Source organism: Clostridia bacterium (assembly GCA_035561135.1).
Classification (GTDB): domain Bacteria; phylum Acidobacteriota; class Terriglobia; order Terriglobales; family Acidobacteriaceae; genus DATMYA01.
In genome coordinates this window covers 120,705-141,979 of the sequence record DATMYA010000052.1, presented here as the reverse complement: position 1 = coordinate 141,979, position 21,275 = coordinate 120,705, and the positions used below count along the sequence as shown (strand labels likewise).

Annotated in this window: 15 protein-coding genes; 8 read left to right on the top strand and 7 right to left on the bottom strand. The window is 56.6% G+C overall.

Annotated features, from left to right (window positions below):
- The first annotated feature begins 336 nt into the window (after nucleotides 1-336).
- Together VN622_11850 and VN622_11845 are read left to right on the top strand one after the other, a co-directional pair.
- Nucleotides 337-1,857 (top strand): diguanylate cyclase, encoded by a 1,521-nt coding sequence (locus tag VN622_11850; GenBank protein HWR36553.1) that lies wholly within the window; start codon nucleotides 337-339, stop codon nucleotides 1,855-1,857.
- A 320-nt stretch (nucleotides 1,858-2,177) separates the two neighbouring features.
- Nucleotides 2,178-4,502, top strand: coding sequence for a right-handed parallel beta-helix repeat-containing protein (locus VN622_11845; protein HWR36552.1), 2,325 nt, complete (start codon nucleotides 2,178-2,180; stop codon nucleotides 4,500-4,502).
- Nucleotides 4,503-4,670: 168 nt separating this feature from the next.
- On the opposite strand, the gene VN622_11840 is transcribed toward VN622_11845, so the two are convergent.
- The 7 genes from VN622_11840 to rpmH all read right to left on the bottom strand — a co-directional run bounded on the left by VN622_11840 (nucleotide 4,671) and on the right by rpmH (nucleotide 10,704).
- Nucleotides 4,671-5,438 carry a hypothetical protein gene (locus VN622_11840; protein ID HWR36551.1) on the bottom strand — a complete coding sequence of 256 codons (768 nt, stop codon included), beginning with the start codon at nucleotides 5,436-5,438 and terminating at the stop codon, nucleotides 4,671-4,673.
- Between the two features lie 304 nt (nucleotides 5,439-5,742).
- Nucleotides 5,743-7,101 carry a tRNA uridine-5-carboxymethylaminomethyl(34) synthesis GTPase MnmE gene (gene mnmE, locus VN622_11835; protein ID HWR36550.1) on the bottom strand — a complete coding sequence of 453 codons (1,359 nt, stop codon included), beginning with the start codon at nucleotides 7,099-7,101 and terminating at the stop codon, nucleotides 5,743-5,745.
- A gap of 133 nt (nucleotides 7,102-7,234) precedes the next feature.
- On the bottom strand, nucleotides 7,235-7,777 hold the full coding sequence (locus tag VN622_11830) for a R3H domain-containing nucleic acid-binding protein (GenBank protein HWR36549.1): 543 nt from the start codon (nucleotides 7,775-7,777) through the stop codon (nucleotides 7,235-7,237).
- A gap of 118 nt (nucleotides 7,778-7,895) precedes the next feature.
- On the bottom strand, nucleotides 7,896-9,647 hold the full coding sequence (gene yidC, locus VN622_11825) for a membrane protein insertase YidC (protein HWR36548.1): 1,752 nt from the start codon (nucleotides 9,645-9,647) through the stop codon (nucleotides 7,896-7,898).
- Nucleotides 9,648-9,694: 47 nt separating this feature from the next.
- Nucleotides 9,695-9,982, bottom strand: coding sequence for a membrane protein insertion efficiency factor YidD (gene yidD / locus VN622_11820; GenBank protein ID HWR36547.1), 288 nt, complete (start codon nucleotides 9,980-9,982; stop codon nucleotides 9,695-9,697).
- Nucleotides 9,979-10,437, bottom strand: coding sequence for a ribonuclease P protein component (gene rnpA, locus VN622_11815; protein HWR36546.1), 459 nt, complete (start codon nucleotides 10,435-10,437; stop codon nucleotides 9,979-9,981). The genes yidD and rnpA overlap by 4 nt, the downstream gene beginning before the upstream one ends.
- A 108-nt stretch (nucleotides 10,438-10,545) precedes the next feature.
- Nucleotides 10,546-10,704 (bottom strand): 50S ribosomal protein L34, encoded by a 159-nt coding sequence (gene rpmH / locus VN622_11810; GenBank protein HWR36545.1) that lies wholly within the window; start codon nucleotides 10,702-10,704, stop codon nucleotides 10,546-10,548.
- A 596-nt stretch (nucleotides 10,705-11,300) separates the two neighbouring features.
- On the opposite strand from rpmH, the gene dnaA reads away from it, so the two are divergent.
- The 6 genes from dnaA to VN622_11780 all read left to right on the top strand — a co-directional run bounded on the left by dnaA (nucleotide 11,301) and on the right by VN622_11780 (nucleotide 21,269).
- A complete protein-coding gene (dnaA, locus tag VN622_11805; GenBank protein ID HWR36544.1) occupies nucleotides 11,301-12,695 on the top strand; it encodes a chromosomal replication initiator protein DnaA in 1,395 nt (464 codons plus the stop codon).
- A 341-nt stretch (nucleotides 12,696-13,036) separates the two neighbouring features.
- Complete coding sequence (gene dnaN, locus VN622_11800) at nucleotides 13,037-14,188, top strand: DNA polymerase III subunit beta (protein HWR36543.1); 1,152 nt, start codon at nucleotides 13,037-13,039, stop codon at nucleotides 14,186-14,188.
- A gap of 149 nt (nucleotides 14,189-14,337) precedes the next feature.
- Nucleotides 14,338-14,760, top strand: coding sequence for a large conductance mechanosensitive channel protein MscL (mscL, locus tag VN622_11795; protein ID HWR36542.1), 423 nt, complete (start codon nucleotides 14,338-14,340; stop codon nucleotides 14,758-14,760).
- Nucleotides 14,761-14,994: 234 nt separating this feature from the next.
- Complete coding sequence (locus VN622_11790; protein ID HWR36541.1) at nucleotides 14,995-16,800, top strand: Ig-like domain-containing protein; 1,806 nt, start codon at nucleotides 14,995-14,997, stop codon at nucleotides 16,798-16,800.
- A 402-nt stretch (nucleotides 16,801-17,202) separates the two neighbouring features.
- Nucleotides 17,203-19,863, top strand: coding sequence for a DNA topoisomerase (ATP-hydrolyzing) subunit B (gene gyrB, locus VN622_11785; GenBank protein ID HWR36540.1), 2,661 nt, complete (start codon nucleotides 17,203-17,205; stop codon nucleotides 19,861-19,863).
- A gap of 125 nt (nucleotides 19,864-19,988) precedes the next feature.
- Nucleotides 19,989-21,269, top strand: a complete 1,281-nt coding sequence (locus VN622_11780; GenBank protein HWR36539.1) for a hypothetical protein — start codon at nucleotides 19,989-19,991, stop codon at nucleotides 21,267-21,269.
- The last annotated feature ends 6 nt before the right edge of the window (nucleotides 21,270-21,275 follow it).

The following is a 21,275-nucleotide window of genomic DNA, read 5'->3' as shown; positions in this document are numbered from 1 at the left end:
TCTTTCCACTCCCCTTTTGTTCCCCCTTGTTGCTGCACATTTCGTGCCCTTGTTGAACTTGGCTGAGGCTCAGGAGCTTGCAAGAATTTCAGCTCCGGCCGCATGGCAGTCTGCTGCCCAGAATTGGCATCTTCGTCGTTCAGAAAGGCAGGTTGCTGACTAATCGCGTGAAGCGCGTGGAGCGATGCGGATGTCGTCGCGAGCGGCGAGAACGGAACCTATGCCCAGCATCACAATTGAATTTTTTGACGAGTTCCCCCGGAGTCTTGTGCCTGTCCTGCCGCTCTGGTTTGGGGTGCGGAGAGGGTTCTTCTCTGTTCTTCTATAATTCTTGCCATGCAATCAGGTGTTTCTTCCTGCAGTGGCGAATTCATTGAGCAAGCGCGCGAAGCACAGTATCGGGCGGAGCGCTTGCCAGAGTACATTCGACAGGCCCGATTGAGCTTTCGATATGCGATCTTTCTCAACCTGGTGTTTCTTTTCAGTGATTGGAGATTTTTTGGTCATCCACACTTCTACTTCGCGATATCAGCCCGCGGTGTAATCGTGGGAGTGTCTCTTGTGTGTCTTGCGGTTGTTGCCAAGGTTAGCAGCTTCCGTCATCTTCAGTTCGTCTGTGTGGCGTGGTTTTGTCCGGTCATTGCTGCAGGTGCGGTATTGGTATTCCCTGGTACCGACATTGCCCTGCTTGCGACGTTTATCCTGCCCGTCATTTTCTACCTGATTTTTCCGGTGTCTTTTCGATTGGCGTTGGCCTTCGGGGCAGGCTCCAGTGCGGCGACATTGGCAGCATATATGTCTCCCAGTGCGTTCGGCAGAAACAGTCTTGGCCTACTGGCGGGAATGCTGATGAGCAACGTTGTTTTAATCCTGGTGCTCAGCCAATCGAACAGGCTGCGGAGGCTTGAATGGGCCGCAGCACAGTCGGAGCGTGTGGCGAACGCGGAGCTGGCCGAACATCGCGACAGTTTACGGAAAATGCTGAAGGCCATTCCTGCGCCACTGATTATCACAGCTAAAAACAGCGGCAAACTTATTCAGGCCAATGACGCTGCCCGGGATTATTTCGGGGCCGATCTTCTGAGAGACCCATTTCGAATCGAAAGCCATATTGATCACCGCCATTGGCCAGCACTAGCCCTGAAACTGCGTGCAGAAGGGCAGGCTTCCGGATTTGAGACTCGGATTTATTTTCCGGACGACTCCGTGAGAGATGTGCTGTTGGAGGCAACGACCGTAGGAGTCGCTGGTCAGGAAGCCATTCTGATGATCCTTGTCGACATCACCAGCCGCAAGGAAGTCGAAGCGACTATGAAACTGCTGGCTACCACCGACTCCTTGAGCGGATTGCCGAACCGCGCCCGCTTCTTCACCGCTGCGTCGGAGGAGATCAATCGAGCTGCACGGTACAAGCGGCCGCTCGCCTTGTTCATGATCGACATAGACTTTTTCAAGCGCATCAACGACACGCACGGCCATGAGGTCGGTGACTTGGCCCTTAGGGCATTTGCCGAGCTGTGCCGAAATATGATCCGGCACGAAGATATCGTGGCCAGACTGGGCGGCGAGGAGTTCGGTATCTTATTGCCCGAAACGAGTACGTCGAGTGCGCTGGCGCTGGCGGAACGGTTGCGAGCGGCGGTCGAAAGCCTGACGATTGACAGACTCCCGACGCCGATGACCATTAGCATCGGAGTGTCGGAAGTTCTGGCGGGAGAGGCTATCGTCGACCCTGCTCTCGCGCGCGCCGACCTGGCGCTGTATGCCGCGAAGAAAGCGGGACGCAATCGAGTAGTCTCTTATGGTGCGCTGAATGTGATTCCAGCCGTGTCGGCCGCCACTGCTTTATACGACTGAGCAGCTAAAGGTTTCACTGCTCGGGTGACTAGGTTAGCCGAGCGAAGCGCCGAGACGACTCTGGGAATCGATGCCAGAGACGAACCAGGCGGCAAGTCCGCAGCCGAACGCAGTTAAAAGCGCCGAACCACTGAAAGCGCTTCCGATGTCACTTGTACAGAGTAATTTCCGGACGGCGCTGATCAACACTGCACGGCGAGTCTCTTCATGGTTCGTCTCTTACTCCGCGATGGAACAATCCTTATTGGGAACGGACCGAAATAGCTGGGCCTTTATCGCTATAATGAGCAGCATTATTCTCGTACTCAGGAATAGAGCCTATGCTACGCGTTCCAGAATTTGTCTGCGCGCACCCCACGTCCCGTCGCAAGTTTTTGAAGCTTATGACGCTCGCCGGATCCAGCATTGCAGCGGGCGACCTGCTCGGTGGACTTTCACCCCTGGCGCATGCTGCTGAACCTCCGCTGCAGCGTGGCGGCAATCTCCGCCCCAAAGCAACGGACCTGTATGTTGCGATTAACGGAGATGACGACGGCGCCGGTACGCGGGTAGCCCCCTTCAAAACGCTGGCAAAGGCTCAGGCTGCTGTGCGGGCTTTGCAGCCGGTTAGTAAACCCATCACAGTTTGGGTACGGGGCGGAACCTACTATCTGGCCCAACCGCTTGTATTCGGGCCGGAGGACAGTGGTTCAGCGAAGGCGCCAATCACCTATTCAGCGTATCCCAATGAGACCGTGATCCTCAGTGGCGGAGTGGTACTAAATCCCACCTGGTCGAACTATTCGGGGGGCATCAAGGTGGCCACGATCGGGACCGGCTACGACTTTGACATGTTGTTCCTCGGTGGAGATAGGCTGCTCACACTGGCTCGCTATCCTAATTACGACCCGACGAAATTGCCGCTGCAGGGATGCGCCGACTATTCCGAACGCGTTGCCAACTGGAGTAATCCGGAGGGAGGATTCATCCGCGCTCTGCACCGCAGCGAATGGGGTGGAGAATCGTTCAGGATCAAGGGCAAGAACGGGACGAAACTGGATCTGGAGTGGGTGGGCGACAACAATCGCGGAAGCACTGTGAATCCGAAGGAGCAGGTGGCGGAGAACATCTTCGAAGAACTCGATGCGCCGGGAGAATGGTTTTATGACAAAGCGAAGGGGAAGCTTTACGTCTATCCTCCCGCCGGAGCCAACCTTTCTTCGAGTTACCTGGTGGGAGCGACCCAGGAAGAACTGATCCGTGTGGTTGGCAAGCCGAATGCAAATGTGAAGTATCTGAAATTTTGCGGCTTCAATCTGGCTCACACTCACAGGACACTGTTCACCAGACCGTACGAAGGTCTCTCGCAGGGAGACTGGACCATTGTCCGAGCAGGAGCGATGTATCTGCAGGATTCGGAGAACATCGAGATCCGGAACTGCAATTTCACGAACCTGGGCGGCAACGGCATATTCATGAGCGGCCACAATCTGGACAACGTTGTGACCGGCTGCGACTTCGTCCATGTCGGAGCGACGGCGGTCGCCATAGCAGGCCTGCCCAGTTCGACCTGGTACTACTGCAACTGGAGCAATGACAAGCAGGCGCCGACGAATCTGACTCCTGGCCCAGCCACTGAAAACTATCCGAAGAACATCACCGTCAGCTACTGCTATATGTACGACAACGGCATGTTCGAGAAGCAGACCTCTGCGGTGCTAATCTCCATCAGCCAGGGGGTTACGGTGAGCCATTGCACCGCGCATCACGGGCCAAGAGCGGGAATCAATATCGAGGACGGCACGTTTGGCGGCCATGTGATTGAGTACAACGACGTCTTCGATCAGGTGCGAGAGACGGGCGACCACGGGCCTTTTAACTCGTGGGGAAGAGACCGTTGGTGGAGAAGAATGAGCGGTGCCGATGCCCGGAAGTACGCAATGCTTGATATGGTCCAACCGAATACGATCCGCAACAACCGTTTCCACATGGAACCGGTGGAATTGCCCCAGATGGTAGGTACCAGCGAGGGCGCCACGCAGGATGGAGGACGGGGGCCCGCGAAAGATAACGAGGCACCCGGGCAGGAGCGTCGACTTCTGTTCGGCATCGACCTGGACGACGGATCGACCAACTACCTTGTCTACAACAACCTCCTCGTGAACTGCTCAGTGAAGTCGCAACACGGTTTCGACCACACGATCACGAACAACATCATCATCAATTCGCGGCCTGTCTTCCACCAGTGGAATTTGCCGGATATGCGGAAGACCGTTGCCAACAACATTATCGTCAGCAAGACTCCGTACTACTGCAGGACCAGGGACTTCATGCCGAACACGGGGATGATCGACAACAATGTGTTCTGGAACAATGGCGGCCCAGTGACGCTCCTGATCGACAGTGGCGTCGGTGGTGAAATCATCGCCAGGGAGACGTGGGATAAGTACAAGCTGGATCAGCATTCGGTTACGGCTGATCCGCAGTTCGCGAACGCTGCGAAGGGTGACTACACCGTCAAAGCGGGATCGCCCGCACTGGCGCTTGGCTTCAAGAACTTCCCCATGGACCAGTTCGGCAAGCCTGGCTACCCGGTGCCGCCGGGATTCCAACAGACACGCCCGGCCCGGCATACCCAACCAGGCGCCGGACAGCCTGCACCCTGAATCCGAACATTGAAGTATTGGAGGGCAGGGAGTTTGGCCTAGGAGTAATCTCGGCAATACAGCGACTACAAGCAAGAGAGCATAGTAGGTGATTTTATTCAAAGTTGGCCCTATCTTGCAGCCAAAGAATAGAAGATATGAAGTCGACTAAGCTGGCCCTTGTTATCACTATTTGTCACATAGATTACGCTGGCTTTCTATGATGTCCAGGAACTCGGCTAGGGTAGAGCCCGCATGATGTGAGCGTCCTTGTTGTTCGGATAGAGTATCGTCTTCACTTACTGGCTTCATTAAACCACGCTCGACTTCCCATAGTTTCAGAGGTGAATACGATTCTGTGCTGGGTACGTAGTCCCCGAAGAAAACGTAGGTTTGACCAGACTGTAAACGGCTTCTTTTCTGTGGTTGGCGAGGAGTGATGATGCGGCCGTTAGGTAATGCAAAACTTCCGCCTGGCAGCAATGTAGTTATTTCACTTCCGACTGAAAGCTTGTTGTCAGTACTGTCAGTGCTAGGGCTCTTGATAATTTGATCAACCCGAAAATACATCTCAGTGTAGAGTGCGGTCCGAGAATTCGACAGGAAAGGCTGAAAGTCTGTTATCGTGGCTACAAATATGTTTGCAACTTGGCATACGGGCAATCCTTTGATAATCCGCGGTTCGCTTAAGGTGCCACCAATTATGGCGCTATTCGTGCTGCTACTACGCTCTTCAGGGTCGTCAAGTGGTGTGGGAGACGAGTAGGGCGCGAAGTGTTGGTCCCTCGCCTGACGTACCGCCTCACTAACAGGGCGTGCACTTGCGGCTGGTTTTGGTGTCTGCTGCCATCCCTTATCTTCGGTTGCTTGCTGTGCAAGTGTAAGCGCGGTGCTGGTGAAAACCGGACTTCCTAGAAGTCCAATCAAGACTAGAAGACGCAGTATTGTTGTTTTCATAAGGTTTCTTAGTTTCAAAGTACATATGGTATTAGATGTCGGAGACGAGATCAGGAAAGAAATGACAGCCAAGGCGGAAACTACTCGATAGCGAACTCGAGTGAGCATATTAGTGCGCCTCCTTTTTGGCCGTCTTTTTAATGTGTTTACGTATCACTTCGATGGCTTTGTCGGCTGGAAGTCCGGAAACGGAAGACGCTTTACGCTCAAAGTATCTCGCTTCTCTCACACTGTCGGGGGTTAGCTACTCCGCCGGAAATTGTCGAAGGTTGATAGACATCATCGGACGTCGCTGGAAGGCCGGTTATTTGCCGATGCAGAAATTACTAAAGATCAGGTTGAGAATGTCGTCGGCGGCGGTTGCGCCGGTGATTTCGTCTAGTGGGCGGAGTGCTCCGTAGAGGTCTAGCAGGAGCATTTCGTGCGGAATGTTCGCGGACGCGGCTGCGCTCGCGGAGTTCAGGGCCGCGATGGCCTTCGTTACAAGGTCCTGCTGGCGGACGTTGGTTAGGAAGCCGCTCTCCTGTTGCGTTCCGTTCTCACCACCGATATGGCGCAGGATTTCGCTGCGCAGCTCGGCGATGCCCTCACCTGTTGTCGCCGAGGTTTTCAGCGTAGGGAAGCTGGACGTGAGCCCGACGCGTGAACCCATATCGCTCTTGTTCAGCGCCAGGATCGCCTTGCGGCTGTGCACCTGTTCCAGTAACTCGTAATCAACTTTCTCCAGAGACTGCGAAGCGTCCAGCACTACAAGAACAAGGTCGGCGTCGGCGAGGGCTTCCATAGATTTACGAATGCCGATGCTTTCCGCTTCGTCGAGGGCCTTACGGATTCCGGCGGTATCGACGAGGCGCACGGGGATGCCGCCGAGAGCGACTGTTTCGGTGACGAGGTCTCGGGTGGTGCCCGGTGTCGCGGTGACAATGGCGCGCTCGCGTTCGACCAGGCAGTTGAAGAGGCTTGATTTCCCGACGTTGGGACGGCCGACGATTGCGAGCGTCAGGCCTTCATGGACGACCTTGCCATATTCGAACGTAGCCAGGAGTTGCCCAAGCGCCACGCGAGTGACGGCGATGCGCGCTAGTATCTGCTCGCCCGTCATGATCGATACGTCGTCTTCGGCGAAGTCTATGCCGGCCTCAAGCATTGCGATCAGGTTGACGAGCTTCTGCTTGATAGGTTGAAGCCGATGTGAGAGCGCGCCCTCTAGCTGCTGCGCCGCAACCTTTGCCTGGTAAAGCGTCTGCGATTCGATAAGGTCGCGCACGGCCTCGGCCTGCGTGAGATCGATGCGTCCGTTAAGGAAGGCGCGCATGGTGAACTCGCCTGGTTCCGCAAGCCGCGCACCTCGGCCTAGCGCGATTTCTACGACGTGACGCAGAACGACAGGTGCTCCGTGGCAGGAGATTTCCACGACGTCATCTGTGGTGTAGGAGTGCGGCTTGGCGAAGTAGGTGGCGACGACCTCGTCTATTCGCTCGTCCGTGTCGGGCTCGACGAGTTCACCGAAGAGAGCGCGGCCTGCTTCAAGCTGGCGATGGCCTCCGAGGTTAAGCGTGGGGCGCGCGATCGCCACAGCATCGGGTCCAGAGAGACGCACGACGCCGATGCCGCCTCGGCCGGGAGGCGTCGCAATCGCAACGATCGTGTCGTCAAGGTTCACTGGAAGGATTTAACCACAAACTGCCGGTCAAAAGGTCTGGGCTTTGTGGCCAAGAGGCCTGAGCTTCGAAAGCGGCGCACAATAGAAAACCCCAGCGCGGGGTTGGCTGGGGCTCCAATGAACTCTGATGCAGCTAGCGGCGGCGGCGCATGGTCGGCGCGGCGACGGCTTTGCCCTTGTAGTCCTTGGGGTAAAGAATGAGGTGCCGCTGTGGGCCTTCGCCGGCACTCTCCGTGCGCAGGTCGGCTTCGTCGCGCAGAGCCAGGTGAAGCACGCGGCGTTCGCGCGACGACATGGGCGCGAAAGAGTAGGGCTCCTTGGTGTGGCGGACCTTTTCGGCTGCTACGGATGCGGCGAGCCGGAGTTCTTCGATGCGCGCCTGGCGGAAGTTCATGCAATCGAAAGCGACTTTGTCGTGGTCTTCCGACGAGAGGCGCAGCGACTCCATGACGATGCACTCGAGGGCGCGCAGCACTTCCGCGCCACGCTCCAGCATCAGCGGGCTGTCGGCTCCGGAGAGCTCGACCAGGATGACGGGCTTCTCCCAATCCCGGCTGTCCGGAATCGGCGGGTCCACGGTGATCTTGTATTTCAACCGAAAAGCGCCGTGCTGGATTATCTGATTGAGGAGCTCGCTAATCTTCTTTGCGGTCGCGATCTTGTCTTGGATAGGCATAGGTTGTAGCGACTCTGCTTTTGTAACTCGGTTGCGGCGGTTCGGGTCAAGTCTGTCTTGTTAAACCTGTGATGCAGCGGCGGCCCCGCTTGATCTTAGCGCAGGGCCGCCCACGATATTACTTCAACTGCTTTTTGCGTTCGCGCTTCTCCATCTGTGCTCGCATTTCGCGCCCCAGCTCGGTGCGGTTCATGACCCACTGCTGGGCGATGGCGATCAGGTTTCCGATTGTCCAGTAGAGGCTCAATCCGGCGGCCAGCGACCAGCTCATGAAGCCGAGGAAGACCGGCATCATGAAGGTGAACATGCGCTGCTGGGCAGGATCCATGCCGGCCTGAGGCGTCATCTTCTGCACGAACACCGTCGTGAGAACGATGCCGATGGGCAGAATCATCATGCGATCCGGCGCAGCAAGATCGGATACCCAGAGCCATGGCGCGTGGCGAAGCTCAATTGCCACTTGCAGCATGGCATAGAACGCGAACAGAAACGGCATCTGTATGAGCAAGGGGAAGCACCCGCCCGCGGGGTTCACCTTGTGCTGCTTATAGAGAGCCGCGATTTCCGTGTTCATCTCCGCCTTGCGCGGATCGCGCATACCGTACTTCTTGTACTTCTCCTGCACGGCCTTGATCTGCGGAGCGATGCGCTGCATCTTGAGCGCCGACTTCATGCTCATGACGCGCAACGGCAGCAGCGCGAGATTGATGATGAGGGTCAGAATAACAATCGCCCATCCCCAGTTGCTGACCCAGTGCTCATGCGTCCACTTGAGCCACATGAACAACGGCCGTGCGATAAAGCCGAACATGCCGAAGTCAACGACCCCACGGAGATTCGGTCCCTCCGTGCCGCCGCTGGCGACCGCGTGCACACCATCGAGCACGTCTATGTCGAGAGGCCCGACGAAGAGGCGCTGATTCGTAATGCCTGTCAAGCTGCCGACGGCTGCACCGAGCACCGGCTCCTTGACCGTATCTTTAGGATCGGGCTTGCTCGCACTCTTGGGGACATCAACCTGCCCCTGGAGAGTGACGAGAGCGGCATTATCAGGATCGTCCGGCAGGAAGATGGCGGCGAAATACTGGTCCAGCGTTCCGGCCCAGTGGAATGGGCCGCGAACCGTGTTGCCGCCGCTGACTTTCTTGGCCTTCAGGCGGTTGATCTTATCGGCCACCTGGTAATCGACGCTGGACGTAGCATAGGCGGAGGGAACCATCTGGTCTCCGAAGCCGCCCGGCCACGCCGGGAGCGCCGAGACGTAGTTGCCGCCATGCGCTACAGCCGTCTGCATCTGCACCGTGTACGAGTGGTCGAAGCGGAAGGTCTTGCGCACGGAGATGTCCTGGTCGGAATACTCGAAGGTCAGTTCATTCGGGACCGCGACATTGCCGGTCGTGCTGGGGACATACAGCGCTGAGTTGAGCTTGTTGCGAAGTTGCTCATCCCAGGTCCACAGTGAGAGCGGGTATCCGTACTGCGCGGCAGCCTGTTGATGCACCAACTCGAGCGGTTTGCCCTGATTGTCCTTGTACTTCTTCAGAATCCAGGAGCGTACCTGACCGCCGCGATTTGTGAACGCTATGCGGTAGAGGTCATTCTCAATAACGGTTTCAGATTCGGCGCTTGCAACCTTTGTACCCTCCGCCATCGGAATGGCGGGTTGTGCCGGCGCGGACGAGACCGCTGAGGTCTGAGCGGCGGCAGGCTGCTGTTGCTGCTGCTTCTCCGCAGGCTGCTGTTGCGAACCAGTCTTGTTCTTAAAGAGCAGTTGCTGGCTCAGGATGATGACAATGAAGGTCAGGACGAAGACGAGGATGAGCCTCTTCTCGGTGCCTGGTTCTTGCTGTGGATTATGGAACTCGCTCAAAGCTTTTTACCGATCCGAAATCGCCGGCGTTGACCGCCCAGCGGTGATCACTTGGAAGTAGGACAAGAGTGCCTGAGCGCCCCGTCCGTTACATCGATGTCGATATGGTGCAAAGGGGCCGAAGTACCAGGGACAGGATCGAACCCGCTGCGGCCGAACGGATTGCAACGCAGCAGACGCCAAAAAGCTAGACCGGCGCCGCGCAGCGCGCCATGGCGATCGACGGCCTCTATGGCATATTCCGAGCATGTGGGCACAAACCGGCAGGCATGAGGCAGCATGGGCGATATCAGCCGCTTGTATCCGCCGAGTGCGCCAATGAGCAACGACTTCATGCCGACCTGGTTCCTTCTTGCGCCGCTTTCGAATTGCGTTCGCCCTGCGTGCGCTGGCGTATGACGGTGAAAGCGCGCACGATCTCTTCGGTCAAAATACCGTGATCGAGCGTCATCACCGATTTCTTGGGATGTATGACGACATCGACAGACACTCCGCCGTGCAGCATGGAAAAGTGTTGGCGCACGACTTCACGGGTGCGGCGACGAATGCGATTGCGAACGACGGCGCCCCCTAAAACTCGCCCCACGGTAAACCCAATACGTACGGCGCCACGAGGTGGCGCGGTGAACTGCGGTCCCATGGCGTCCGTCGCGGAAGAATCGCGACAAAGATAAAAGACAGTCAGATTCGCCGAAAAATGACGCTTTCCCTTTTCATACACGCTTTTGAAATCAGCATGCTTGAGCAGGTGCGCCGACTTCGGAAACTTGAGCTTTGGAGTGCCGCTCACGGCTTATCCGATCCAGCGACGCTGACCGTTGCCGGCGCCCTTCCGGCGCCAAGACTCGAGCCTAATCGCATAACAGACGCCAGATCAGCCTCTTTGAAGTGGTAGCGTTTACTTATCGCGGAAACCAGCGCTGACGGACACGCGCTTGCGGCCCTTGGCGCGACGACGCGAGAGTACGGCCTGTCCGCTCTTGGTCTTCATACGAGTGCGGAATCCGTGCGTCTTCGAGCGGTGACGACGGTTCGGTTGGAATGTGCGCTTTGGCATTCGAGAACTGCGCTCCTAACTGTGAAAATAATGTCTGAGCAAACGAAAAGTATAAACGAACTCAGCAGATGCGGCAATGCAGGCGCTCGCGACGGCAAGCCTTAGCGGCCTACAATCGGCTGAAAAGTCGAAACCACGTGCAACGGCGTGACCTCCGGATGACCGAGATAAAGTTTTGTGCAGATGTAGGGCTCCCGTGTCGCCGGCCGGACTTTCAAAGTTGCGTTTTGTCGAGAAAGCCTCGGTCCCGATTTTTGTGTCCGTCGTTTGTTGCACAACTCGCGTTGCAGTTAACAATTCGCCACTTGACAGCAGGGGGATAGATGCGTAAAAGCGCTGATTCCATGCGGCCTTTTTCTTATTCTCTACTCTTCCCCGAGCGTGAATTTTTCGTGCTAGTATCCCTGAAGTCGCATAAATATAAGTTGCCCAAGTTTCAGTGCATAGCTCCAATGGTGCCGCATCGGCGCTCGATTCATTGAGTTGAAAGTTTGCCGTCTGTGGAAATGCAATGCTTTTCCACACGCTCGGTACAGTTTTTCTTATGAAAGATTCTGGTCGCCGTGTGCTTTCCCGGGGGCCAAACATGGTTGGTCATGTCCGCTTCTATTGCAACTGCTTCCGCGAATCCGTGGGTGCGCATTCTTGATGCGCTGGAAAAAAAGATCAATCGCCATTCCTACGACACTTGGTTGAAGCCGACTCGCTTCAGCCACTCGCAAGGTGCCGTGCTGTTCATTCGCGTTCCCACCTCCGAGTTCTGCCACGTCGGGGAGAAATACGCCGACCTCATCCAGGAAGCCATTGAAAACCTTGGACTGGAATATGACGATGTTCAGTTCGTCACGGCGGAAGAGAACCCGGCGAACACTCCCGTGCGGCATGATGGCGGGTTCGGTTCAGCTTCGGTTTCGGCGACTCCGGCCAACGGCGGCGCCCGCGCTTCGCAGTCGCGCTTCGATTGGGACGGCGCGGCACAGCTAAACATCCGTTACACGTTCGACGCCTTTGTCATTGGCAGCGGAAACCAGTTCGCTCACGCAGCGGCACGCGCCGTTGCCGAGCGGCCTTCGAAGGCGTACAACCCACTGTTCCTCTACGGCGGGGTTGGAATGGGCAAGACGCACCTGATGCAGGCCATCGGCCATGAGGTGAAGAAGCATCACCCCGAGGCTGCGATCTGCTACGTCTCCAGCGAAAAGTTTACGAACGAGATGATCAATTCGATCAAGTACGACCGCATGACGAGCTTCCGTGACCGCTTCCGGACCGTGGACGTGCTGCTGATCGATGACATCCAGTTCCTCGCCCAGAAGGAACGCACTCAGGAAGAGTTCTTCCATACGTTCAATGCTCTGCATGAGTCGATGAAGCAGATCGTAATCGCCAGCGATCGTCCGCCTAAGGAGCTCGCGGAGATGGAAGACCGCCTGCGCAGCCGCTTCGAGTGGGGCTTGATCGCCGACATTCAGCCGCCGGACCTGGAGACGAAGGTCGCTATCCTGCAAAAGAAAGCCGACAACGAACACGTGGCGTTGCCGACCGACGTTGCTCTCTTTATCGCCTCCAACATCCGCAGCAACGTGCGCGAACTGGAAGGTGCGCTCATTCGCCTGGTTGCCTACGCTTCGCTGACTGGCGCCGACATCAGCCTGTCTACGGCGCAACAGTGCCTGAAGCAGTTCATCGATCAGCAGACCCGTAAGGTATCGATCGAAGCGATCCAGAAGGCCGTGGCGGAACAGTTCGGGCTTCGCTCGAATGAGATCAAGGCTAAGAACAACTCGCGCTCCATTGTTTATCCTCGACAGATCGCGATGTTCCTGTCCAAACATCTGACGGAAGCGTCGCTGCCTGAGATTGGACGGCAATTCGGCGGGAAGCACCACACGACGGTTCTGCACTCGGTCGATAAGATCGAAGAGGCGCGGAAGAGCGATAAAGATTTGAACAGGCTTCTGAACAAGTTGACTGAGACTTTGAGCAGCTAGAACGCGGTTTGCGTTTCGATTTCCACTGCTGTGACGGGTTTTCTTGAAACAGCTTGTGGGAAGCTTGTGCAAGCGGTGGAAGAAATCGGGTTCGGGAAGAACGCCCCAAAATCTTGCACCGGCCGGCCGGCGGTGCCGGGTAGATTTGCAGCGGTAGAATCAGGGGAGGGAGCAGTGGAATTGGGGTTTCAACGCCGTTTTCCACTTTTCCAGAGCGCCTACTGTTACTACTGGTATTGATTGTTTTTCATTTGATATAAGACAGAGCAGAATAGGGACCCTAGTTCTGCAGGCTCTGGCCGTACGTAACTACGAATGGCCAAGAGCCAATACAGGTGAATATGGCAGCTGAAGCAGGCATTGCGCAGGGGACGGCTATGGAGATCACAGTCAGCAAGTTCGATCTGCTGAGAGAACTCACTGCAACGCAGGGCGTCGTAGAACGCAAAACGACGATTCCCATCCTGTCGAACTTCCTTTTCGAAGCGGCGGGAGACAAGCTGTCCATCACGGCGACAGACCTTGACCTAAGCCTGCGCACGTCTTGCCCGGCTAAGGTAAAGAAGGAAGGTTCCTGCACCATCCCGGCACGCAAACTTTACGATTACGTGAAGCTGCTGCCCGATGGCGAAATCTCCATCAAGTTGCTTGAGAACCACTGGGTGAATATTCGTTCGGGGCGCTCGAATACCAAGATGGTAGGCATGGCGCGGTCGAACTTTCCAAGTCTGCCCATGTTCCCCGCTGCCGGCGTGGTGAAGGTTCCCGCCGAAGCGTTGCGGAAGATGATCGGAAAGACGATCTTTGCGATTTCCAATGAAGAGTCGCGCTACACACTGAATGGCGCTCTGATGGTGTTGAAGCCGGAGTCGATCACGATGGTCGCGACCGATGGTCATCGTCTGGCGCATATAGAGCGGCCGAACACGCAATTCGAAGTATCTGGCGAACTGAAGACTCTCGTGCCAAAGAAAGCGATGGCTGAACTGTCGTCGCTCCTGGGGAACGTCGACTTCGAGCACATTGAATTTGCGAAAGACGAATCCACCCTGTTCTTCCGCATCGGCGGACGCCTGCTGACCTCGCGTCAACTGACGGGCCAGTTCCCGAATTACGAAGCCGTTCTGCCGAAGGAGAACACGAAGTTCATCATCATCCGTTGCGATGAACTCAGCTCGGCTATTCAGCGCGTGGCGCAGTTCGCGGACGAGCGGTCGGGTGCGATTCGGTTCCGCCTGGACAAGAACGAATTGAAACTCTCTTCTTCTTCGACGGAGACGGGGGAGTCGGAAGATTCGATTGAGACGGCCTACGAAGGCGATCAGATGACGATCGGCTTCAACTCGCAATACCTCATTGATTTCCTTAAGGCCGCCGACGGTAACGAGGTTCGCCTGGAATTCAAGGATGCTCAGTCAGCCGGTCAACTGCGCCCGGAGGACGCAGCGGACGAGTTCAAGTACAGGTACGTCGTCATGCCGATGAGGATCTGAGTAGTTGGTTTCGGGCAAGAGCACCCTGCGGGGTGCTTTTTGTTTTGAGAAATTACTTTTTAATCGAAGACCAGAAGCAGCAAGGTTTTACGCATTTGACGTGAGTTTCTGACGAGACTACATTGCCACAAACGTTATGGAGGGGTGCCATGTTCAAAGGATTTCGCCAGTTCTTACTTCGCGGTAATGTTGTCGATCTTGCGGTAGGTGTTGTCGTCGGCGCTGCGTTTGGCGCTGTCGTTGCGTCTTTCACGAAGGATCTACTCACGCCGTTGATCGCCGCTCTGGTTGGCAAGCCCGACTTCTCCGCTCTCTACTTCGAGGTGAACAGCTCGAAGTTCATGTACGGAAACTTCGTGAACGCACTGTTGTCGTTCGTGCTGGTCGCTGGCGCGGTGTACTTCTTCGTGGTTGTCCCTGTGAATGCGTTGTTAAGCCGCGTCCAGCGCGCCCCTGTTGCCGAGCCTACGACGATGAAGTGTCCCGAGTGTCTGAGTGAGATTCCGATCGGCGCTGCGCGTTGTGCGTACTGTACGGCTCAACTGGGCCGTTCCGTGGAAAGCCGCGTCTGACAACGGTTTCGGGCGATTTTAGTTTCAAGCAAGTGGAACTTGGCTGGAACGGAGTGGCAGGCGAGTGCCGCATAATGGCCTGCAAGCTCAATGCCGATCGAGCCGAAGTTAGGTCTCGGGAGGAACAATTCCGTAAGTAGTTGATGGATTAGTAACTATTGGCGTAGATATTCGTGAGTTGAACGGTGATGCTGGAATCCTGAGTGCAGCGAGGCGTGAGAGCGGGGCGAGAGTATGTTGCACTCCATTTCTACGATTCGAGGCCGACGGGACGGCTGTTTTCTCCTCATTCTTCTGCTCTTCGAGATCGCGATTACGGCTCTTGCCGCGGCTCAAACCACTGAACAGGACTTCACTGTAGCGCTCATCCCTGATCCCCAGAACTACTCCCAGTTCTATCCGGCGATTTTCAAGCAACAGACGCGATGGATCGTGAATAACGCGCAGGCGCGCAATATCAGGTTCGTGATTGGCGAAGGCGACATGGTCAATAACCCCGGCTCGCCGACCGAGTGGGATAACGCGGAGGCAGCCGTGAACGTCCTGGACGGCAAGGTGCCCTATGCGATGGCGATTGGCAACCACGATTATGAGGGAGTAGAGCCCGCGAAGCGCAGCGCCATCGCCTTCAATCAGCACTTTGGGCCGTCGCGATACCAGGGATACTCGTGGTATGGCGGCAACTACAACGGCAGCAACGAGAACTTCTACACGTTCTTAACAGTCGGGACGCAGCGCTACATGGTGCTGGCGCTGGAGTATTATCCGCGCGATGCAATCCTCACGTGGGCCTCATCGGTGATCGACGCTAACCCGGACGCCAAGATCATGCTGGTAACGCACAGCTTTCTGTACACGGATGGTACTCGCGGCGACAAGTGCGACACCCATGACATGAGCGGTACCACGGGCAACAATGCTCAGTCGTCGTGGCTGAAGTTCCTCAGCCAGAAGCGAAACGCGATGCTGGCGGTCAGTGGGCACCTCGTCGCCACAAGTTCTGCGCATCGCACGGACCTCGGCGTGAATGGCAACGTGGTCAACCAGATATTTACGAACTTCCAGAACTGGCCGAGCGGCGGGCAAGGCTACTTGCGACTGCTCGCTTTCCATCCGTCACAGAACCGCGTGGACGTGACAACGTATTCGCCCTACCTGAACTCCTGGCTGACGACTTCGGCGTACCAGTTCTCTCTGCCGCTTACGAACGACAGCAACACCCAGATCACGGGCGCAATCGAAGGGAAAGTCCGCACAAGTTCGTGCACTGCAGTGGCCGGAGCAACAGTAACCGCCGGAACGACAACCGCCACCAGTGACGCCTCTGGGCGCTTCCGGTTGCAATCGCTGCTGCCTGACTCGAATGACGTGACCGTGACTGCGTCTGGCTATGTCAGCCAGACCCGGAGCGGCGTTAAAGTGAACGCCGGGTATTCACAGCAGACGGATTTCTACCCGGTGCCCTCGACCAGCGCACCCTGCCCGTTGAGCACGACAGATCCTTCGGTGACCATCTGCACGCCCGCGAATAATGCAACCGTCACGTCGCCTGTTCGTGTTGTTGCCGGAACGACGTCTTCCAAGGGCGTGGATTATGTGCAGGTGTACGTCGATGGCGTGAAGCAGTACACCGCGTACAGTCCGATGTTGGACACAAACATCACCATGGCCAGCGGCACGCGGAAACTCACGGTGCAGGCGAAGGACGACGCAGGGGTGATATTCAAGAGAACGATTTACGTCAATGCCGGATCGTCAACAACAACCTGCACGGCGAGCACGGCGTCCTCCGTGAACATCTGCACGCCGGCTAATAACGCTGCAATCTCTAACCCGGTACACATCGCCGCCGCGGCGCGCTCGACAAACTCCATCAGCTATTTACAGGTTTACGTTGATGGCGTAAAGAAGTACCAGGTATATGCGTCGTCGCTCGATACCAATCTTAGTATGGCTGTTGGTACCCGCAGAGTGACCGTGCAAGCAAAAGACAGTTCCGGGCTTACCTTCAAGCAAACGATCTACGTAACGATCAAGTAGGCAACGTGACTCGGCCCGGATGACGCGGATTCAGGAACTCAGGACCTTGTAGCGAGCCGATATCAGAGGTCGAAGCAGGCTTGGAGTTTCGATTGAGACGCTCTGCCGACCCTCCATAAAGGGATCTTGCTGGGTCTGTGTATGTTATTGAGCGGCGTGCATTTAAATAGATCTTAGGGGCTGCCGGAAGCGGCTCACCTGTGTTAAAATCATAACAACTCGAGTAGCAACTAAGTGACTGAATTTCAAGTGGTTGAAGTCACTTGCGGCGAGTCGTTCCAGGCTCTTCTCGCGCTCGATATATGCCTTTCGTCTACGCGGTTTGCGCGGGGCAAAGGTCTTTACAACGCGACGGCACGCGGCAACGCATTCGCGGTCGCGTCGTCTTACGAACGGAGCAGGATGGCCCCCAAAGAAACCCAGTCAGGTACCGCAATCGCCTTGGAAAAAGAGAAGAACGGCAAAGTGGAAGCTGAACTGAAAAACGGCAAAAACGAAAAGAATGGTAATGCTTCCGACGGAAACGGCGATTACAACGCCGATTCCATCAAAGTGCTTGGCGGCATGGAGGCTGTTCGCAAACGTCCGGCCATGTATATCGGTTCGACCGGTGACCTGGGCCTTCACCACCTCGTGTACGAAGTGGTGGACAACTCCGTTGACGAGGCGCTCGCCGGGTACGCTGACAAGATTGATGTGTCGATACACATCGACAACTCGATCAGCGTCGTCGACAACGGCCGCGGCATTCCCGTGGACGAGATGGACATGGATGGGGAACGAGTGCCCGCAGCGCAGGTCGTCATGACCGTGTTGCACGCAGGCGGCAAGTTCGATTCCTCCACGTACAAAGTATCCGGCGGACTGCATGGCGTCGGCGTGAGCTGCGTCAATGCGCTCTCGCATTTGCTGGAACTTGAGATCTGGCGCGACGGATCCGTGTGGGAGCAAACGTACTCCAAGGGCGAGCCGCAGACGAAGCTAAAGCGGACCGGGCCGACCAAGAGGCGCGGCACCAAGGTTCATTTCGTCCCTGACAACGAAATCTTCACCGCGACGGAATACAACTTCGACACCCTGGCGCAGCGTCTGCGCGAGTTGGCTTTCCTGAACAAAGGTCTGCTCATTACGCTGACCGACGAGCGCACTACAGATCCAAAGACCGGCGAACCGAAGACTGTCGAGTTCAAGTTCAACGGCGGCATTGCAGAATTCATTAAGCATTTGAATCGCGGCAAGGCTGTGCTGCACGACAAGCCGATCTACATGGAAGCGGAGCGGGATGGTCTCGCCTTAGAGATTGGGTTGCAGTATAACGACGCCTACTCTGAAACCGTTTTCAGCTTCGCCAACAACATCAACACTGTTGATGGCGGCTCGCATCTATCTGGCTTCCGGACAGCGCTGACACGCACCATCAACAACGCGGGCCAGCAACTCGGGTTATTTAAGGACGTGAAGGAAAACCTCTCGGGCGACGACGTCCGCGAAGGCCTGGTCGCCGTGGTCAGCGTGAAGTTGCCGCAGCCGCAGTTCGAAGGGCAGACCAAGGGTAAGCTGAATTCGGACATTGCCGGACAGGTACAGGCATTCGTCAACGAGCGCCTGGGCGCGTTCTTCGAACAGAATCAACCGGTGGCACGGAAGATTATCAACAAAGCAATCGATGCCTCTCGCGCGCGTGAAGCTGCACGCAAGGCGCGCGACCTGACGCGTCGCAAGGGCGCGCTGGATGGCGGCGGGCTGCCGGGGAAATTGGCCGACTGCTCCGAACGCCAACCGGAACGCTGCGAGGTTTACCTGGTCGAAGGCGAGTCCGCCGGCGGCACCGCCAAGGGCGGGCGCGATCGTCGTTACCAGGCGATTCTCCCGTTGAGGGGCAAGATTCTCAACGTAGAGAAAGCCCGTTACGACAAGATGCTGGGTCAAGAAGAAATTCGAGCCTTGATTACCGCAGTGGGCACCGGCATCGGTAAAGACGACTTCGACATCTCCAAACTGCGTTATGGCAAGATCATCCTGATGACGGACGCCGACGTGGACGGATCGCACATTCGCACACTGCTGCTGACGTTCTTCTTCCGCCACATGCAGGAACTGATCAAGCGCGGCAACGTGTTCATTGCGCAACCCCCGCTGTATCGCATCAAGAAGGGGAAGTTCGAGCAGTATGTAAAAGACGAGCGCGAGTTTGTTCGCCTGATGGTGAAGCGCGCAGCCGAGGGCATTGTCATACGCTACGGCGAAGGCGCGGCGCGGCTGGAAGGCGCTCCGCTGACGCAGTTCATGACGCGGCTGAACGAGTACCTCGGATTCTTCGACAAGGTCGATAAGCGGATACGCGACGAGCAGGTCAGCGAGATGATGCCGAAGCTGGATATCTCCAAGCGCGTGGACTTCGAGGGCGCAGACGGCAAAGCTTCAAAGAAGCTGATCGAACTCGAGAAGCAGATGAAGGCAATCGCGAAAGAACACGAGTTCAGGGAAGTGGAATTAAGGTTCGACGAAGAGCACGAATTGTGGTTCGTGCACCTTGTGAACGCGCAGGGTGCCGAGCATCGGCTGAATTGGGAACTGGTGGCCACTCCGGAGTATCGGCAGATGATGTCGAAGTACGCCCAGATTCGCGAGTTCGCACAGCCACCCTACATCGTGGAGTCGCGCGGCGTTGCAACCAACGGACAGCAGGAAGAACTGAGCGACACCGAGAAAGCCGATCAGGAAAAAGCCGAGAAGAAGAACGTAAAGGTGGCCGCTCCAAAGCGCCGCTCCGGCGAAGTGGAAGTTGTCGAGAAGCAGAACCTGCGCGAACTCTTCGAGCATGTACTGAACGAAGGACGTAAGGACTACAGCGTGCAGCGCTACAAAGGTCTTGGCGAAATGTCAGCCGAGCAGCTCTGGGCTACGACCATGGATCCCGAGCGCCGTACGCTGCTCTCGGTGAAACTGGAAGACATTGCGGAGACGGAAAACATCTTCTCAACGCTAATGGGCGAAAACGTCGAAGCCCGCCGAAAATTCATCGAAGACAATGCGCTGGATGTGAAGAACCTCGACATCTAAATCTGCGATGTTGTTTGTAGCAATCAAGCCCCTCGCTGTAGAGGGGCTTTTACTTTGGGGGCTTTACTTCCTCCTCGAGTTTTAGCTTTCCCTCGGGATGATGAACTTGCAAAGCCGGAACCCAGTTGGCACGGCGAAAAGCTGCCCTGTCGTGGTACAACTTTGCTCGAATGTCCTTCGCCCCCAAATCTAAGCTATTCACGCGTGAGCGTTACGGTACGCCGCAGGTCATCGCAGTCGTGTTGCTGCTGCTTTTTCTCGGTCAGTGCGCGTGGTTCATCTCGCGCGTGCCGCTCACGCAGGTGGAGGCCAACTACATACAGGCTGGCTGGATGGCGCTGCGTCCCGGAGCGGGTCGCGCTGAAGTAGCGGGCCGTCAAATGCATTCGCCTCTTGTACCGATGCTGGCAGGAGCGCCAGCCGAGATGCTGATGCGCTGGCGCATGACAAACGCTGACGCGGAGCTAGGCAGCGCGCCGACTTCGTTTTCAGCCTGGGATTCATCGTATCTGGATCGCTACCGCTGGTTGATCCGCGCGCCGTTTGTGCTGGCGGGCCTGCTGCTTGGCGCCTCGCTGTGGTACGTAGCTCGAAGGCTATACGGCAACGCGGGCGGATATATTGCCCTGGGACTTTACGCATTCTCTCCCGGAATTGTGATTCGGAGCTCGATGGCGACACCGGAGATCATCGCGACGTGGGGATTGTTTGGGACGATATTCACGGCGATCGCGGTGTCGCATACGTTGTACGCGCCTCGCGAAGTGGTGCTGTGGAACTGGCGACGCATTCTGCTGCTCGGCTTCTGCATCTTCCTGACCGTGGGCGCACAGTTCTCTCTGGTATGGCTGCTGTTGCTGGCTCTTGGGTTCATGTGGTGGGCGGTACCGCATCGCCGCGGGGCGGCCCTGCTGATCCTCACCTCCTCGACGTTGGTGGCACTCGTGCTGTTGTGGGGTGTGTACGGCTTCCGTGTGGGCGTGCTTATCGATGGATTGGCGCGGGCACAATGGCTGGGCTTTGTACCAAGGATGTTTGCCAGCCAGGCGATCTACGGTTTGCTCGGCGGCTTCTTTGTGCGAGATGCCGCGGCGACTGCGCTGATGGCGCTGATCGCATTCACCACGTATCTGCGCTGGAAACGAGCGCGGTTTTTCGGAAACTCTGTTCCACTGATCGTGGCCGCAACTCTCGTCGTGCTCGGCATTCTGATGGCGCACGTTGCCGGACTGCTGTTCTTGTTCGCAGCCTTGCCGTTCCTCATCGTTTTTGCTTCAGGTGTTTTCGCCGACCTGTTGGAGACGCCGCGAGCGAGCGTTGCGCTCGGTATTGTCGCCGGCGTGCTGGCCACACAGGCAGTTCTTAGCATCTATGGACTTGTACAGTTGACTCGCGGTCTGCGGTGATTCGGC

Coding starts and splice junctions, on each gene's coding strand:
- VN622_11845 (HWR36552.1), top strand. CDS start 2,178: ATGCTACGCGTTCCAGAATTTGTCTGCGCGCACCCCACGTCCCGTCGC.
- mscL (HWR36542.1), top strand. CDS start 14,338: ATGTTCAAAGGATTTCGCCAGTTCTTACTTCGCGGTAATGTTGTCGAT.
- VN622_11840 (HWR36551.1), bottom strand. CDS start 5,438: ATGAAAACAACAATACTGCGTCTTCTAGTCTTGATTGGACTTCTAGGA.
- VN622_11790 (HWR36541.1), top strand. CDS start 14,995: ATGTTGCACTCCATTTCTACGATTCGAGGCCGACGGGACGGCTGTTTT.
- gyrB (HWR36540.1), top strand. CDS start 17,203: ATGGCCCCCAAAGAAACCCAGTCAGGTACCGCAATCGCCTTGGAAAAA.
- yidD (HWR36547.1), bottom strand. CDS start 9,982: ATGAAGTCGTTGCTCATTGGCGCACTCGGCGGATACAAGCGGCTGATA.
- rpmH (HWR36545.1), bottom strand. CDS start 10,704: ATGCCAAAGCGCACATTCCAACCGAACCGTCGTCACCGCTCGAAGACG.
- dnaA (HWR36544.1), top strand. CDS start 11,301: ATGTCCGCTTCTATTGCAACTGCTTCCGCGAATCCGTGGGTGCGCATT.
- VN622_11850 (HWR36553.1), top strand. CDS start 337: ATGCAATCAGGTGTTTCTTCCTGCAGTGGCGAATTCATTGAGCAAGCG.
- dnaN (HWR36543.1), top strand. CDS start 13,037: ATGGCAGCTGAAGCAGGCATTGCGCAGGGGACGGCTATGGAGATCACA.
- VN622_11830 (HWR36549.1), bottom strand. CDS start 7,777: ATGCCTATCCAAGACAAGATCGCGACCGCAAAGAAGATTAGCGAGCTC.